The following is a 15,108-nucleotide window of genomic DNA, read 5'->3' as shown; positions in this document are numbered from 1 at the left end:
CATAACGGCCGCCGAGACGACCAAAGAAGACGATACGCTCCAATCCTAAGATCGAAGGGATCGTCATCAGAGATAACGCTAACCTCGCCGCCGATCCCCCGGTTTATCGGGGTGGTTTGCGAGGACCCAACCGCTTGGACCGTTAGGCCGTCGCTGCTGGAGGCGGCTATCTATGGTCCTCGGCTCGGGCTGTCAACAACCGTTTCTCACTTTTTTCGTTCCCGATCGATTTTTTGACGGATGCCGGAAACGCGCCGTCTTCAATGCGCTGCGACCAAGCCATCGCCGCGCTCGGACTCCTCCACCGGCACGATCACGGGGATAAGCAGATGGATGACGCCCAGCGCCACGAGATAGGAACCGGCGCAGATGGCGAGCGCCGGGCCGTACCCCCAGCCATGCGACAAGGCATAAGCCTGGAACTGGATCATCCCGATCGAACACAGGTTTCCGCAGAACGCGGCGATACCGATCCGCGACCCGACCGATCGCGCCGGGGTGATGTCCGTCGTCAGCCCGAATACGTTGGTGGAAAATCCCTGGTGTGCGAACAGGACGAGACCCAGCAACAGGGCGGCCGTCCATGGGCTTCCCACGCTCTGCACGAACACCACTGGCAGGACGAGCACCGCATAGCCGAGCATCGCCGTTTTGCGCGCACGATTCACGCTCCAGCCCATGCCCATCAGCTTCGACGGTATGTAGCCCCCCGTCAGCGCTCCACATGCTGCCAGCACATAGACCAAGGCGACCGGCAGGCCGAGCGTCCCCTGCTTCATCCCGAACAGCCGGTGAAACAGGTCCGGCAGCCAGAGCAGCATGAAGAACCACACCTGATCGGACAGGATCTTGGCGATCGCGATGGCCGCCGTCTCGCGGCTGCGCAGCACCTTCAGCCACGGCACCCGCACCGGCGCGACGGCATCCAGCGCCACCGGCTTTATGCGAATCGCGAACCAGACGATCACCCACAGGACGCCCAGCCCACCGGCGATCAGGAACGCCGCCTGCCAGCCATAGGCGACGGCGATCGCCGGGATGAACAACGGCGTGATGATCGCGCCGATATTGGGCGCGGTGTTGCCGATGCCCAAAGCGATCTGCCGATCCTTGTGGTTGAAATAGGTCGCGGCGGATTTCACCGCGGCCGGCGTACCGACCGACTCCGCCGCGCCCAGCAGGATGCGCGCGGCGAAGAATGCGGGGACGGTCGTGGCGAAGGCATGCGCCATTCCGGCCAGGCTCCACACCAGCACGCCCAGCGCGAAACCGATCCGCAACCCGACGCGATCGAGGAACCAGCCTGTGCCGAGAAACGCAAAGGCGGTCGCGACTTGGAACGCGGTGCCCATGTTCGCATAATCCTGATCGGACCATTCGAACTGCGCCTCCAGCGTCGGCTTGAGCAGGGCGAGGATCTGGCGATCGACGTAATTGAGCATGATCGCCACGAACACCATCGCGACGATGACCCAGCGGGCTCCCCCGCCTCTAGCTGCCCAAAATCCCGCCATCATCCTGCCCCATCATGTCATGCTGTCTTTTCGTTCCGATAACGTTGTCATACCCGCGCGATCTGCGCTAGTCCCCGTCGATACCGATCGTCTGCGACGCCATTGCGGCCGCTTTCCTCAACCGGGGAAACATGGAAGACCAGGCCGGCACGATCTACTCCACGGGTGACAATGGCAAGCATCACGAAACGTCCACTGCCGATGGCCGCCGACCTGTACGGCGATATCGAGCCGTCGCCCAAGGCGACCTGGCGCGGATATCTGCCCGGTCTGGTGATCGTCGCGGCCGGCACCCTGGCGGCTGCGTTCATCTCGGATCATTATGGCGCACCCCTGACGCTGATGGCGCTGCTGATCGGATTGGCGCTGAACTTCCTGTCCGCGGATACGCGGCTCACGCCGGGACTCGCCTTCGCATCGCGATCGCTGCTGCGCTGGGGCATCGTATTGGTGGGCGTGCGAATCACGTTCGGGCAGATTGTCGCACTCGGACCCGTGGCGTTGCTCTGCGTGCTGGCGATCGTCGCATTGACGATCGGGGCGGGGATAGTCGCGGCGCGACGGTTCGGCTTCGACACCGCATTCGGAACGCTGGCGGGCGGCGCCGTCGCGATTTGCGGTGCGTCCGCGGCGATGGCCCTGGCCACCACATTGGGCGAAAAACGCGCCAGCCAGGCACAATTGACGATGGTCCTTGTCGGAATCTCCGCTTTGTCGGCGACCGCGATGGTCGTGTATCCGATCGCAGCACACGCGCTGGACATGAGCGATCTGCGCGCCGGTTTCCTGCTCGGCGCGTCGATCCACGATGTCGCGCAGGCATTGGGCGCAGGCTATTCCTATTCCGACGCCGCGGGCGGGATCGCGGCGATCGTCAAGCTGACGCGAGTCGCCTTGCTCGCGCCGGTGCTGGCCGTGGTCGCGCTTTTCCTGCGCGGGGACGAATCACGCGCCAAGGGCCCCGGCATACCGTGGTTCGTCGTCGGCTTCTTCGTGCTGGCCGGGATCAATTCGTTCGGCGTGATCCCGCCCGTCGCGGCGCGCGGTGCGGAGCAGATCGCGAGCGGGCTGCTGGCGGCGGCCGTCACCGCGACGGCCATCCGGTCCCCGCTGTCGCAATTGCTGGAGGCCGGGCCCAAGCCGCTGTTCGTCATTCTGGTCGCGACCGTCGTGGCGTTCGCTTTGTCGCTCGCCGCCGCCATGCTGTTCATCGGATAAGGGGTACGATCTCTCCTACGGGGAAAGCAGTGACGCAGGCGGTCGCGCCCGATCAATACGTCTCGCCTCCCCTTACGCCCCCCGCACCGGCCCCGTCGATCCACGCACGACCAGCTCGAACGGCACCTCGCGCCGCTCGATCGGGGCGTCGTCGCCGGCCAGTAACAGGTCCGCTGCCTGATACCCCATTGCGCGCGTCGGTTGCCGGATCGTCGTCAGCGGTGGCCAGACGACGCTGGCCAGCGCCGTATCGTCGAACCCCGCCACCGACAGGTCGTCGGGAATGCGCAGCCCGCGTTTGTGCGCCGCGGCCAGAACGCCTGCCGCCATATCGTCGCTGGACGCGAAGATCGCGGTCGGTGGATTGGGCAGGTCGAACATCGCCTCCGCTGCCGCTCCCCCGACGCGAAATCGAAGAAGCCGCCGCGGATCAGCTCCGGTTCGTGCGATATGCCCGCCGCCGCCAGCGCCTCGGCATAGCCCGCAGAATCGGTGCGCGCTGGTGGCGTAATCGGGATGCCCCTTCACGAATCCGATCCGGCGATGGCCCAGTCCGATCAGATGGTCCGTCATCGTCCGGGCCGCCGCCACATTGTCGATGAAGCTGCACGAGGTAAGCCCGGTATCGCCCCCGGGGGACACGCGCACGAACCGCACGCCGCGCCGCGCGAGCAGGTCCAGAATCGCGGGATAGTCGGTCACGGGCGGGGTCAGTATGAGCCCGTCGACGCTGGTCGCATCGACCAGGCTCTCGACATCGTCGATCAACGTCGCCGAATCGCGGTCATAAGGCTGCGCGATCATCCGCACCCCGTCCTGCACGCAGCGATCGCGGATGCCCGATTGCATCTCGTAGACATAATAAGGGCTGGGATTGTCGCAGATCAAAGCGATCTGGAAACTGCGCTTGCCCGCAAGCGATCGCGCCGCCATGCTTGGGCGAAAGTTGAGCAGTGCGACCGCTGCCTGAACGCGCTCGCGCGTATCGTCCCCGACATATCGCTCGTTGTTCAGCACCCGCGATACCGTCTTGATCGAAACCCCCGCTTCGCGAGATACGTCCTTGATGGTAACGCGCACGAAGTTGCTCCGAAAATTCGTTTCGACCCCGGATGTGCCCCAGCCCGGCGGATGCGTCCAGCCGCTTGCGGCAACTGTGCTATATTGATAATACAGCCGCTTGCTGCTTCGCCAGCGGGCTGAACCTGGAAACAGATGCGACCTTACCCTTTCGATCCGGCCACGACGCCCCCTGCCAAGCCGCTTCGCGGCTATGATCCGGCCGCCTATGGCCCGACGGAGCCTCCACCCCCGCCGCCCGCATCCCCGCCCCCGCCGAACTACGATCGCGAACCGGACGACTATTCCGAAGACTCCGTCCGCCCCCGTCGCGGATCGCGGTGGCGCTGGCCGATGCGGATCGCGGGTTTGGGCATCGTCCTGTTCGTGCTCGCGGTGATCTGGCTCGCCTTTACCGCACCGCTGTCCAAGTCGCTCGAACCCCTGACCCCGCCCAGCATCACGCTGTTGGCGGAGGACAATACGCCGATCGCGCGGCGTGGTGCGATCATCGGGCAACCCGTCGATGCGGCGAAGCTTCCCGCGAACGTCACCAACGCCTTCCTCGCGATCGAGGATCGCCGCTTCAAGTCGCATTGGGGCATCGATCCCCGCGGTATCGCGCGCGCCTTCTGGCACAATGTCCGGTCGAGCGGGCGAAGCCAGGGCGGCAGCACGATCACGCAGCAGCTCGCGAAGAACGCCTTCCTCGATTCGGACCGCACCGCCGCACGCAAGATCCGCGAGGTCATGATCGCATTCTGGCTGGAGGCGTGGCTGTCGAAGGACGAGATCCTGTCGCGCTACCTGTCGAACGTCTATTTCGGCGACAACGTCTACGGGCTGACCGCAGCCGCGAAACATTACTTCAACCGGTCGCCGGACGATCTGTCCATTGGCCAGTCCGCAATGCTCGCCGGCTTGGTGAAGGCACCGTCGAAGCTTGCCCCGACCGTCAACCTGTCAGGCGCACGCGCGCGGCAGAAGCTGGTCGTCGCCGCAATGGCGGATGCCGGCTTCATCACTGCGCGCGAGGCCGCCGACGTGCGGCCGGCCCGGTTGTCCACCAACAGCATCAAGCCGCTGCCCGATGGCACCTACTTCGCCGACTGGGTCCTGCCCGAAGCGCGCGACCGCGCGGGTGAGATCGTTCGCGAGACGACGGTCAAGACGACGCTCGACCGCCGGCTGCAGACCGCTGCGGAACGCTCGGTCCGCAGCGCCGGCCTGCGCGATGCACAGGTCGCGTTGGTCGCGATGCGGCCCGATGGTCGCGTCGTCGCGATGGTCGGCGGGAAGAAATATGCCGACAGCCCGTTCAACCGCGCGACACAGGCGAAGCGCCAGCCCGGTTCGGCGTTCAAGCTGTTCGTCTACCTCGCGGCGATGCGCGAAGGCCTGACGCCCGATTCGCTGGTCGAGGACACGCCGGTGACGATCGCCGACTGGAGCCCCCGCAACAGCGACGGCCGGTATGAGGGCAAGATCACCCTGCGCCGAGCCTTCGCCAAATCGAGCAACGTCGCCGCTGCACGGCTGATCCAGCAGGTCGGCGTCAAGAACGTCATTCGCGCCGCACGCGATCTGGGCATCTCCACCCCGATCGCCAGCGAGGCCACGATCGCACTCGGCACTTCGACCGTGTCTTTGCTTGAATTGACGACGGCCTATGCCGCGGTCGCCGCAAAATCCTATCCGGTCCGCGCGCACGGCGTCGAGGCGGAGGGCGATCGCAGCTGGTATCAGACGTTGACCGAACGATCCCGGCCGCTCGCAGGCGACGTGCAGGAACATATGCTGGACCTGCTGTCCGCCTCTGCCGAGACGGGCACCGGTCGTCAGGCCGCTTTGTCGGTCAAGACGTATGGCAAGACCGGAACGACTCAGGATAGCCGCGACGCCTTGTTCCTGGGGTTTGCGGGCGATCTGGTCGTCGGTGTCTGGGTCGGCAATGACGACAATACGCCGAATGCGGGCCTGTCCGGCGGCGGCATTCCCGCGCGGATCTGGCGCGATTTCATGATGCGCGCGCTGCGGGTCGGCCCCGCCGTGGCGCCTGAACCGGATCCGGTCGTCGACGAGGCGTCCGGCAATGAGGAAGGGCTGTTCGGTATCGACGGCATCAACCTGCCCGAAGGCGATATCGAAGGCCTCGGCCTCAACCTGCATGTCGGGCCGGACGGTAGCATCGAACTGAACCGCTCCCGCGACGGGGAACGGCGTCCGCCGCCGCGGCGCGAGGAACGCGCGCCGCGGGACGAACCGTTTCCGGACGAGGAGCCATGACCCCGCCCGGCCTTATCAAGCCGTAGCAGCCGGGATCGCGCCGATCCGTTCGGCGAAGATCGTCAGCAGGTCGATGCTGCCGCTGATCGCCGTATTCGGCGGAAGGTAGACGCCGAGCGACAGGAAAAACGCACCCTGCGACGCGGTCGCCGGCGTGTCGTCTCCTTCGAGCAGCATCGGACCATCCAGTGGCGCGGCGATCACCTGCGCCGCGGGGGATATCCCCACGGAGGAGACACCCAACTGTGTCCCGCCCACCGCATTCGGATTGTTCGCGCGTACATTCAGCCCGATCAGGCCGCTCATCGCGTTGAAGTTCAGCAGCGCGCCCGCCGTGACCACGTCCCCGACTACGATGGCCGAGTCGGCACTGACCAGCCAGCTGAACGTCAGCCCGGTCGTGTTCGCCCCGCTGGTCCCGCTGAACGCGACCCGCACCGCGGGCCAGGCGCCCTTCGGTATCAGCCCGCCATGCTGGCTGACGGATACGGTAGAGGCGGCGAATGCCACGCCGAGCGTTCCGTCGATCGTTCCCCCAGCGTCGATCCGGCGGGCGGCAGGCCGGTGACCGTTCCCGTGCCGCTGTTCGTCAGGCTGATCGTGCCCGTCGGCGCGACGATCCGTCCGTCCGCCCCCACCATATTGGCACCCGTCGCGTTCGGATTTCCGAAGACGAGCGCACGCGACAGGCTCCGGGCGGGCTTGCGGCGATACAGATCCCGCAGCGGCAATGTCGCGAAGCGCTTCGCATAGCGGCCGTAATTCGAACAATGCAGCCCATCGTCGGTCACCGCCCCGACCGGCATCGGCGCGGCCGTCGTGTTGAACGGTATCGGATGGCCGTTCACATTGCCCAGCGCCGGATCGATCATCACGCCTGACGTATCGACGAACATCACGTCGAACGGATTGACCAACGCATAATGTTCGTACAGCCGGTTGGTCGTGTACAGGTGCGACGCCGAGGCCGGGCTGCCCGGCGACCGCGGATCGACCGATACCAGCATCAGATATCGGAAACAGGGTTGCGGGCGCAGATACTGTTCGTGGAACTTGCGGATGTTCGCCATCGTGGTCGCCGGCGCCAGATTGGCCGACAGATCGTTGGTCCCGATCGTCAGGAAATAATCGACCGTCCGCCCGGCGGCCGAATGCGCATCGAGCGCCGCCCTCGCCAGCGCGAGGCGCGCCGGACTCAGCAGATTGCTGCTGCCAGTGCCGCTATTGCTTCCCCCGACGCCCAGATCGCCACCGTCGAGGCGAAGTTCCAGCCCCTCGAAATAGGCCATCCACTGCAATCCGGACTTGATCTCGCTGGTCTTGCTGTCGCCGTCGAACATACAATGGATCGGACTATGCCGCCCCGCCCGCTGCGCGAGCGCGACCATATTCGCGTTGATCTTGTCGCCGCCGGCCTGAGCCGAATCGCCAGCGCCGGTCGTCGTATCGATACGTTGCAGGGCCATCATGATACCTTTCCGAAAACGGGCGTGCGATCGCCCCAATATTGGGTGCGGGAGCCGAAGAACCGACCAGTGTCAGCCGGGCCGGGGTCACGCGGGCGGCGAACGACAGTCTGCGGAATGCTGAGTCCGACGCCGATCATCCGCGACCGCTCCCCGCCGATGCTGCTGCTGAAAGTGTATCCGGCATGTCATGATCCCCCTGTTCGAAGTCCGCTCGATCGTCCGGCTGCGCGATTGGCGCTGCGCAAAAGATGATTTTACCGCTACGTCCCGTTTTCAGGACCGGATTACATGGAAGCTTGCGTTATGGCTGGCCGCACTGCCAAGGCGATCGACAATCGGGCCACTACGTCCCGTTTTCGGGATAATCAATCCCATCCAACAAAGTCTGCTTTTGCAGACCGGCTTCGGACGACGCTTGCTAGGCTCGACCTCAGCGATGCGTATTTCGCGCGCGCGGCCGACATCCCGACCAGCACGTTCGCCCGCTACAAATCGGGCGACAGCATTCCGAAGGGCGACGACCTGTTCCGCCTGTCCGACGCACTCCGTGTCTCGCCGCGATGGCTGATGCTGGGCGACGAAGGCACTGGCGGATCGCTGGTCGATGTCGCCGATGCCGACTTCGTCACGATTCCGCGCTACCGGCTCGCGGCGTTGACCGACACGTCGAAGGGCGATCCGCTCGAAACCGTGCCGTACCGGAAGGACTGGCTCGCGCGTCGGCTGGGAACCACCACCGGGCTGTGGATCACCGAACTCCCCTCCGATTACGACGCGCTCGGGCTGGAGGAGGGCGACGCGATCATCTGCGCGGATATCGACGCGGCCGGTCCCGCCGAGAAATGGGTCTGCATCTTCCGCGGCCCCGGCGGACCGTTCGTCGCGCGATACAGCAATCGCGGCACGATCGCCGACCCCGACCAATCGGGCACGAGCGTCGTGACGGCGACCGATTTGCGCAACGGCGAAATCTTCGCGATCGCCCGCATCCGGGCGCGCATGCTGGCGAAACTCTGACGTCGATCACGGCGGTTGACGCATCCCGCCGCGCCACGCAAATGCCGGGGCATGCGCTTCTTCTCCGACAACGCCGCCCCCGTCCACGCCGCCGTCATGGCCGCGATGACCACCGCCAACACGCTCGACACCGCCTATGACGGCGATGCGCTGAGCAAGCAGCTGGACGGTCGCTTCTCCGACCTTTTCGAAACGGACGTCCGCGCGCTCTGGGTGCCGTCCGGCACGGCGGCGAACTGCCTCGCGCTTGCGGCCCTGTGCCCGCCTTATGGTGGCGTCGTCTGCCACCGCGACGCGCATATCCAGAACGACGAATGCGGCGCGCCCGAATTCTACACGCACGGCGCCAAGCTGATGCTCTGCGATGGCGATGGCGCGAAGCTGACGCCGGCCACGATCCGGACCGTGATCGACGCCATCGCGAACGACGTCCACCGCGTTCAGCCGCACTCAATCTCGATCACCAACGCGACCGAATATGGCCGCGTCTATACGCCGGGCGAAGTCGCGGCGATCGGCGAACTGGCGCGCGAGCGGAAACTCGGTTTCCATATGGACGGCGCGCGATTCGCCAATGCCGTCGCGCATCTCGGCTGCTCCCCCGCCGAGGTTACGTGGAAGGCGGGCGTCGAGGCGCTCAGCTTCGGTTTCGTCAAGAATGGCGGGATGAGCGCGGAGGCGCTGATATTCTTCAAGCCGGACCTGGCGGATGCCACGCTGATGCGGCGGAAGCGCGCCGGGCTGCTCTTGTCCAAGGGCCGGTATCTCGCCGCACAGCTTCTCGCGATGCTGGACGGCGATCTGTGGCTCGAAACCGCACGCGCCGCCAATGCGGGCGCGTCCCTGCTGGCGAACGCGGCCGGCAATCGGCTGCTTCATCCGGTGGAGGCGAACGAGGTGTTCCTGCGGGTGACGGCGGCGGAGGCGGCCTCGCTCCGCGCGAAAGGCTTCGATTTCTACGACTGGGCGGACGGCGAGGCGCGCCTCGTCACCTCCTGGGATCAGCAGGCTGCGGCGATCGCTCCGTTGGCGGAGGCGATCGCCGCGCTGTAAGTCGTTAAAGGCCGAAACGGATCGTCGCGCGAATATCGCGGCCAGCGAGCGGCGCGAAATCCTTCAGGAAGCTGCTCGCGCGGCGCGCCTCGACGTCGAAGATGTTGTTCGCGCTGATCAGCAGGCTTGTCTTGCTCGATTTGCCGAACGGCGAGAAGCCGACCGAAGCGTTGACCATCGTATAGCCGTTCGTCGGGGTCTCGAACGCGGCGATGCGGTTCTGCTCGAAGACATGCTCCGCCTCGATCCGGCCCTGCAACCTGTCGCCCTGCGCCTCGATTCCGCCGAGCACGCGTGCCGGCGGGATACGCGGTGCCGGCCCCAGATCGATGATGTTCGCGCGGACGTAATCGCCCAGGATATCGGCGTTGATCGTGTAATCGCCGATGCGCGCGAGCCGGAGCGAGGCGTCCGCCTCGATCCCGTAATAGCGCGCATCTGACTGCTGGTTCTGGAAGCAGGGCAGATCCACCTCGCGGCCTGATGGGGCCGCCGCGGCTTCGCAGATTCCTTGTGCGACCTGGTTCTCGGAAATGTAGTTCGAGAACTTCGTGTAATATGCCGACGCGTCCAGGCTGAAGCCGTCGCCGTGGACGTGCATCGTCAGTTCGGCGCCGTTCGACTTTTCCAGCCGGAAATTGGGATTGCCCAATTCATAGGCTTGCGTCCCGGCATGCGCGCCGTTGGCGAACAGTTCCTCGGCCGACGGCGCACGCTCGGTATGCGACAGGTTCAGGCCGAAGCGTACTGCGTCCGTGACACCATAGGACCCGCCGACCGATCCCGACACCGCATGAAACGCGCGCTGCCCGTTGAAGAAGCGCAGATCGTCCGCCGGGTTGCGTCCCGCGACGTTCGTGATCTCGTAGCGCAACCCGCCCTCCGCCTTGAAGGCGCCGCTGCTATATTGTTGCAGCGTGAAGAATCCGGTCTGGTTGGTCTCGTTCTTGGGCAGGAACGCCTCATCGCCCGCCACATCGAAGATACGGTTGAAGAACTGCACGCCCGACGCCCCCTGCCAGCCACCGCGGTTCGCCTGGACCAGTTCCAGCCGGCCTTCCAACCCCTTGTTATAGAAGGCGGTGCCGACCGAATTGTCTTCCTCCAGTTCGAAATGGCGGTAGCTCGCCTGGCCGGCGCGGAACCGGATCTTGTCGAGAAAACCGCCGCCGGTATTCACCTCGGCACGGACGTCGAAGCGGTTCTGGACGACATCCAGTCGCGGTGCTTCCTGCTCCTGTCCGACTTCCGTCGCGAAGCGGATCGGCACGCCGTACAGGCTGTCATAATGGCTGTACGACACGCCGAGCGACCCCGCGTCGGTGATGATCGATGCGCCGACCCCCGCGGTCCAGGTTTCCGCCGCGGAATTGGGCAGGCGGCGGCGCAACGCGGCCGATCCGGCAAAGTCGATCGCATCCTCGCCCGGTTCGACCTCCTGCGGCAGCCCGACCTGCGACAGGGCCGCAGCCCGCGCCGGACCGGACAGCAGATATCCCTTGCCGGTGCGCAGGTCGCCGCTCTTCAGATACGATCCGTCGGCATGCAGCACCAGATGCTCGCCGATCGCGACATCGCCGGCAAGACCGCCGGACCGTTCATCCGCCGTGCTGCCGTAATTGGCGATACCGTTCACCCGGTACCCCTTTTCCGGCACGCTGCGCGGGATACGCGTATCCACCACGTTGACCACGCCACCGACGGCGGACGATCCGAACAGCAAGGCGGACGGCCCGCGCAGCACCTCGATCCGCTCCGCCAGCAACGGGTCGATGATGACCGCGTGATCGACCGACGTGTTCGATACGTCGATCGAACCGATACCGTCGGTCAGCACGCGAATACGCTCGCCCTGGAAGCCGCGCAGGATCGGGCGCGATGCGTTCGGGCCGAAAGACGATGCCGACACGCCCGGCTGCCGCGCCAGCGTCTCGCCGATCGTCGGGCGCAACTGCCGCGTCAGTTCCTCGCCCGTCAGGATCGACGTACCCTGCAGCACGTCGGTCTCGCTTTGCCGGACGGGCGCGGTGACGATGATCTCGCCAGCGGGGGCGGTACCGGTCGGCGCGGTCTGCCCGAATGCGGGCGTGGCGACCAGCAGCGCGGTGCCGGCGAGGAGGGTATAGCGAATCATGGGCGACCTTTGTTTTGATTGATGCAGCGCACAACGCCCCTAGATGTGATGATACAAAGTCTCAAGCCCCATTGGCGCGCTTTTCGAACGGGCCGTCGATAGCTAGGGTCGGCCACCCCCGCGATGAACGGAAGATGACAAATGCCGCGCCTCAGATCCCTGCTGTTCGTCCCCGGCGATCGCCCCGACCGGATGGAAAAGGCGCTGGGCCTCGGCGCCGACGCGCTGATTCTAGATCTCGAGGATTCCGTTGCCCCCGCGGCGAAGCCCGCGGCGCGCGACATGGTCGCCGCTTTCCTGCGTGCGGAGCGGCGGACGACGCTGTTCGTCCGGATCAATCCGCTCGATTCGGGTCTCAGCGACGACGATCTCGCCGCAATCCTGCCGGCACGCCCGGACGGGATCGTCCTGCCGAAAGCGGAGGGCGCGACGACGCTCGCGGCGCTGGACGCCCGCCTGTCCGGCGATACGATGATCCTGCCGATCGCCACCGAAACGCCCGCGGCCGTCTTCGCGCTCGGCAGCTATGGCAATGTCACGCCGCGTCTCGCCGGGCTGACCTGGGGCGCGGAGGATCTGCCCGCCGCGATCGGCGCGGCCACCTCGCGCGAGCAGGACGGCAGCTACACCGCGCCCTACCAGCTTGCCCGTTCCCTGACCCTGTTTGGCGCGCATGCGGCGGGCGTGCCCGCGATCGAGACCGTCTACCCGGATTTCCGCGACCTGGAGGGGCTCGCCGCCTATGCCGCGCGCGGCCGCCGCGATGGCTTTACCGGCATGATGGCGATCCACCCGAGCCAAATCGCGGTGATCAACGCCGCTTTCGCCCCCACCGATGCCGAAGTCGCGCATGCCCGCGCGGTGATCGCGCTGTTCGACGCCAATCCCGGCGCAGGTGCGCTTGCGCTGGACGGCAAGATGGTCGACGCGCCACACCTCAAATCGGCCCGCGCGATCCTAGCCGGGCTGGAGAGCTGACCGTTTGATCCGGACGAAAGCGGCGATGCCCCACCACATCAGCGCCCACAACGCCCCGAATCCCCATCCGGTCAGCACGTCGCTCGGCCAGTGCACGCCCAGATAGACCCGACTGCACCCGATCGCCCCGACCAGCAGCACGGCGACGCTCAGGATATAGATGCGCAGCGGCCGACCGCGCACGATCTGCATGATCACCGCCGCGATCGTCAGATAGACGATCGCACTGCTCGTCGCATGGCCGCTCGGAAAGCTGGCGGAATTCACCGTGACGAGGTGATCGACCAGATCGGGGCGCGGCCGCGCAACGATCGACTTGGCGACCGAGACCGCGATCGCCCCGCTGATCGTCGACAGGAGTATGAGCGTCATCGTCAGCCACAGGCGCTTCAACGCCAGGAAGATCGCGACGATCGCGGTCACCAGCGTCAGCACGGTCACACCGCCCAGCGCGGTGATATCGACCATCGCCGCGCGTACCCAAAGCGGGCCGATCGGAATACCGTGCGCCGTGCCGTGCCGCGTCCACAACATGATCGCGGCGTCGATGCGGAATTGCGACCCGCGATCGATCAGCGCGCCGATCCCCGCCACCAGCAGGAATGCGATCCCCAACGCCCCCAAAGCGATCAACAGCCACGGCGGATGGCGAACGTTGCCGGGCACTTCCCCCGCCGCGTCGGCACCCTGTGCATGGAGCGGATCGTTCATTCGGCCCTCGCTGGAGATCGACGTGCGCGGATGGCGCACAGGATGAGAGGGGATTTGGTGGGCCCGTCGGGATTCGAACCCGAGACCTACAGATTAAAAGTCCGTTGCTCTACCAACTGAGCTACGGGCCCGACCAAGCCACGCGCGTTACGGGCGGAGGGCGCGCCGGTCAACCGCTTGTGCCCGATACGCCAGATGACGGACGGTCAATCCCGTCACCGGATCGCGCCACGCAGCCGCGATCGTCCTCATCGGCCCGAGAACGAAGCGCCGTTCGCGAAACGCCGGATGCGGCACGATCAGGTCGCGCGCCGTCCAGCGCCCGCCCGACCAGGATATGATATCAAGGTCGATCACCCGCGCGCCCCAGCGCTGCCCCCGCCGTCGCCCGAACGCGCGTTCGATCTGCTTCAGCCGGGCGAGCAGTTCCGGGGGCGTCTCGCGCGTTTCGATCGTCACAACGGCATTGGCGAACCGGCGGATCGACGGCCCCAACGGCGCGCTGCTGACGATCGCGGACGCCGTCACGACACCCCTTAATGCGCGCATCGCAGCCGCAACTTCGCGTTCGGGCGCGCCGTGTCGCCCGCGACGATTGGACCCGATGGCGATGGCATAGCTTGTCGTCGGCATGGCGACGTGCCTATCGCATCCGCGTGAACTTCGCACCCGACCTGCCCGCCCCGCCCGCCGATTGCCCGCTTTGCCCGCAATTGGCGACCTATCGCGCGGAATTGCGTCTCGAACAGCCCGAATGGTGGAATGCGCCGGTCGGTGCCTTCGGCGATCCGGACGCCTGGCTCGCCATCGTCGGCCTGGCGCCCGGCAAGCACGGCGCGAACCGCACCGGCCGGCCCTTTACCGGCGACGGATCCGGCGCATTGCTGTTCGATGCGATGCGCGATCACGGGCTGGCGAGCGGCGAATATCTCGGCACGCCGGACGACGGCCTGACGCTGCGCGGCGCGATGATCCTGAATGCGGTGAAATGCGTGCCCCCGCTCAACAAGCCGCTGCCGGAGGAAATCCGCACCTGCCGCCGATATCTCGAGGCCGAGGCGGCGGCCCTGCCCCGCGCGCGCATCTTCATCGCGCTGGGCCAGGTCGCGCATCAATCGGCGGTCAAGATGCTGGGGGGAAACTGCCCAAATGCCGCTTCGCGCACGGCGCCGAACACCGCGTGCCCGATGGCCGCATCCTGATCGATAGCTATCACTGCTCCCGCTACAACCAGAATACCGGCCGGCTGACGCGCGAGATGCTGGACGCGGTATTCGCGCAGGCGATCGCACTGAAACCCTAGGCGTCGAGCAAATCACGCAAGACGTCTTCCGCCCTGGTGGTGAGCCGGACGGCGGCGGACAGCTCTCCCGAGATCCTCGTCATACTCGACCATGCCGCACCCGCGCAGCGCGCGCAGCCAGCGTACCGACACGCTCTTGGGCACCGACATCTCGTCGCACAGGCGATAGACGCTGGTCCGGAACCCGCGCTCCTGCGCGACGAAGCACCGGAGCAGCAACTGCCACGCAATGTCGTTCACCGGCATTGCGAAGGGTTCGAAAACCTTGGTCCGCACCTCGCTGAACGCGATCAGTCGCGCCGCAATGTCATGCGCCGTCGGACGCTCCACGTCCGCGGGGCCGCGTTCATCCGACATGCGACTCTC

Annotated in this window: 13 protein-coding genes, 1 tRNA gene and 1 pseudogene; 6 read left to right on the top strand and 9 right to left on the bottom strand. The window is 66.0% G+C overall.

The features are described 5' to 3' along the window. Window positions 1-260: 260 nt before the first annotated feature. Entirely contained in the window at window positions 261-1,517 is a 1,257-nt protein-coding gene (locus tag H5J25_RS18635) for an MFS transporter (protein WP_225883236.1), read from the bottom strand. 168 nt (window positions 1,518-1,685) lie between these two features. On the opposite strand from H5J25_RS18635, the gene H5J25_RS18630 reads away from it, so the two are divergent. Continuing rightward, window positions 1,686-2,732 (top strand): YeiH family protein, encoded by a 1,047-nt coding sequence (locus H5J25_RS18630; RefSeq protein ID WP_225883235.1) that lies wholly within the window; start codon window positions 1,686-1,688, stop codon window positions 2,730-2,732. Window positions 2,733-2,804: 72 nt separating this feature from the next. Here H5J25_RS18630 and H5J25_RS18625 read toward each other — a convergent pair whose 3' ends face one another. Continuing rightward, window positions 2,805-3,812 carry a LacI family DNA-binding transcriptional regulator gene (locus tag H5J25_RS18625; RefSeq protein WP_225883234.1) on the bottom strand — a complete coding sequence of 336 codons (1,008 nt, stop codon included), beginning with the start codon at window positions 3,810-3,812 and terminating at the stop codon, window positions 2,805-2,807. Between the two features lie 135 nt (window positions 3,813-3,947). Here H5J25_RS18625 and H5J25_RS18620 point away from each other — a divergent pair, with 135 nt between their 5' ends. Continuing rightward, complete coding sequence (locus H5J25_RS18620) at window positions 3,948-6,077, top strand: transglycosylase domain-containing protein (RefSeq protein WP_202093638.1); 2,130 nt, start codon at window positions 3,948-3,950, stop codon at window positions 6,075-6,077. Window positions 6,078-6,092: 15 nt separating this feature from the next. Here the strand turns inward: H5J25_RS18620 and H5J25_RS18615 are convergent, their stop codons facing one another. Together H5J25_RS18615 and H5J25_RS18610 are read right to left on the bottom strand one after the other, a co-directional pair. Next, window positions 6,093-6,587 carry a hypothetical protein gene (locus H5J25_RS18615; protein WP_202093636.1) on the bottom strand — a complete coding sequence of 165 codons (495 nt, stop codon included), beginning with the start codon at window positions 6,585-6,587 and terminating at the stop codon, window positions 6,093-6,095. Further along, window positions 6,539-7,546, bottom strand: a complete 1,008-nt coding sequence (locus tag H5J25_RS18610; RefSeq protein ID WP_202093635.1) for an SGNH/GDSL hydrolase family protein — start codon at window positions 7,544-7,546, stop codon at window positions 6,539-6,541. The genes H5J25_RS18615 and H5J25_RS18610 overlap by 49 nt, the downstream gene beginning before the upstream one ends. A gap of 303 nt (window positions 7,547-7,849) precedes the next feature. Here H5J25_RS18610 and H5J25_RS18605 point away from each other — a divergent pair, with 303 nt between their 5' ends. Together H5J25_RS18605 and H5J25_RS18600 are read left to right on the top strand one after the other, a co-directional pair. Further along, window positions 7,850-8,563 carry a helix-turn-helix domain-containing protein gene (locus tag H5J25_RS18605; RefSeq protein ID WP_202093634.1) on the top strand — a complete coding sequence of 238 codons (714 nt, stop codon included), beginning with the start codon at window positions 7,850-7,852 and terminating at the stop codon, window positions 8,561-8,563. A 51-nt stretch (window positions 8,564-8,614) separates the two neighbouring features. Continuing rightward, on the top strand, window positions 8,615-9,616 hold the full coding sequence (locus H5J25_RS18600) for a threonine aldolase family protein (RefSeq protein ID WP_202093632.1): 1,002 nt from the start codon (window positions 8,615-8,617) through the stop codon (window positions 9,614-9,616). A 4-nt stretch (window positions 9,617-9,620) separates the two neighbouring features. Here H5J25_RS18600 and H5J25_RS18595 read toward each other — a convergent pair whose 3' ends face one another. After that, a complete protein-coding gene (locus H5J25_RS18595; protein ID WP_202093630.1) occupies window positions 9,621-11,750 on the bottom strand; it encodes a TonB-dependent receptor in 2,130 nt (709 codons plus the stop codon). 141 nt (window positions 11,751-11,891) lie between these two features. On the opposite strand from H5J25_RS18595, the gene H5J25_RS18590 reads away from it, so the two are divergent. Next, window positions 11,892-12,728 carry an HpcH/HpaI aldolase/citrate lyase family protein gene (locus tag H5J25_RS18590; protein ID WP_202093629.1) on the top strand — a complete coding sequence of 279 codons (837 nt, stop codon included), beginning with the start codon at window positions 11,892-11,894 and terminating at the stop codon, window positions 12,726-12,728. On the opposite strand, the gene H5J25_RS18585 is transcribed toward H5J25_RS18590, so the two are convergent. The 3 genes from H5J25_RS18585 to folK all read right to left on the bottom strand — a co-directional run bounded on the left by H5J25_RS18585 (window position 12,708) and on the right by folK (window position 14,072). Continuing rightward, window positions 12,708-13,439: a phosphatase PAP2 family protein gene (locus H5J25_RS18585; RefSeq protein ID WP_225883233.1), complete on the bottom strand. Its 732-nt coding sequence runs from the start codon at window positions 13,437-13,439 to the stop codon at window positions 12,708-12,710. The genes H5J25_RS18590 and H5J25_RS18585 overlap by 21 nt on opposite strands. 55 nt (window positions 13,440-13,494) lie before the next feature. Continuing rightward, window positions 13,495-13,570: transfer RNA gene (locus H5J25_RS18580), tRNA-Lys, on the bottom strand. 16 nt (window positions 13,571-13,586) lie between these two features. Beyond that, entirely contained in the window at window positions 13,587-14,072 is a 486-nt protein-coding gene (folK, locus tag H5J25_RS18575; RefSeq protein WP_202093627.1) for a 2-amino-4-hydroxy-6-hydroxymethyldihydropteridine diphosphokinase, read from the bottom strand. 23 nt (window positions 14,073-14,095) lie between these two features. Between folK and H5J25_RS18570 the strand changes: the two are divergent. Then, a pseudogene (locus H5J25_RS18570) lies at window positions 14,096-14,742 on the top strand (uracil-DNA glycosylase). A gap of 12 nt (window positions 14,743-14,754) precedes the next feature. Here the strand turns inward: H5J25_RS18570 and H5J25_RS18565 are convergent. Beyond that, entirely contained in the window at window positions 14,755-15,099 is a 345-nt protein-coding gene (locus H5J25_RS18565; RefSeq protein ID WP_202093625.1) for a hypothetical protein, read from the bottom strand. Between the last annotated feature and the right edge of the window lie 9 nt (window positions 15,100-15,108).

The organism is Sphingomonas aliaeris (assembly GCF_016743815.1).
GTDB classification, from domain to species: domain Bacteria; phylum Pseudomonadota; class Alphaproteobacteria; order Sphingomonadales; family Sphingomonadaceae; genus Sphingomonas; species Sphingomonas aliaeris.
This window is presented reverse-complemented; position numbering and strand designations above follow the sequence as displayed.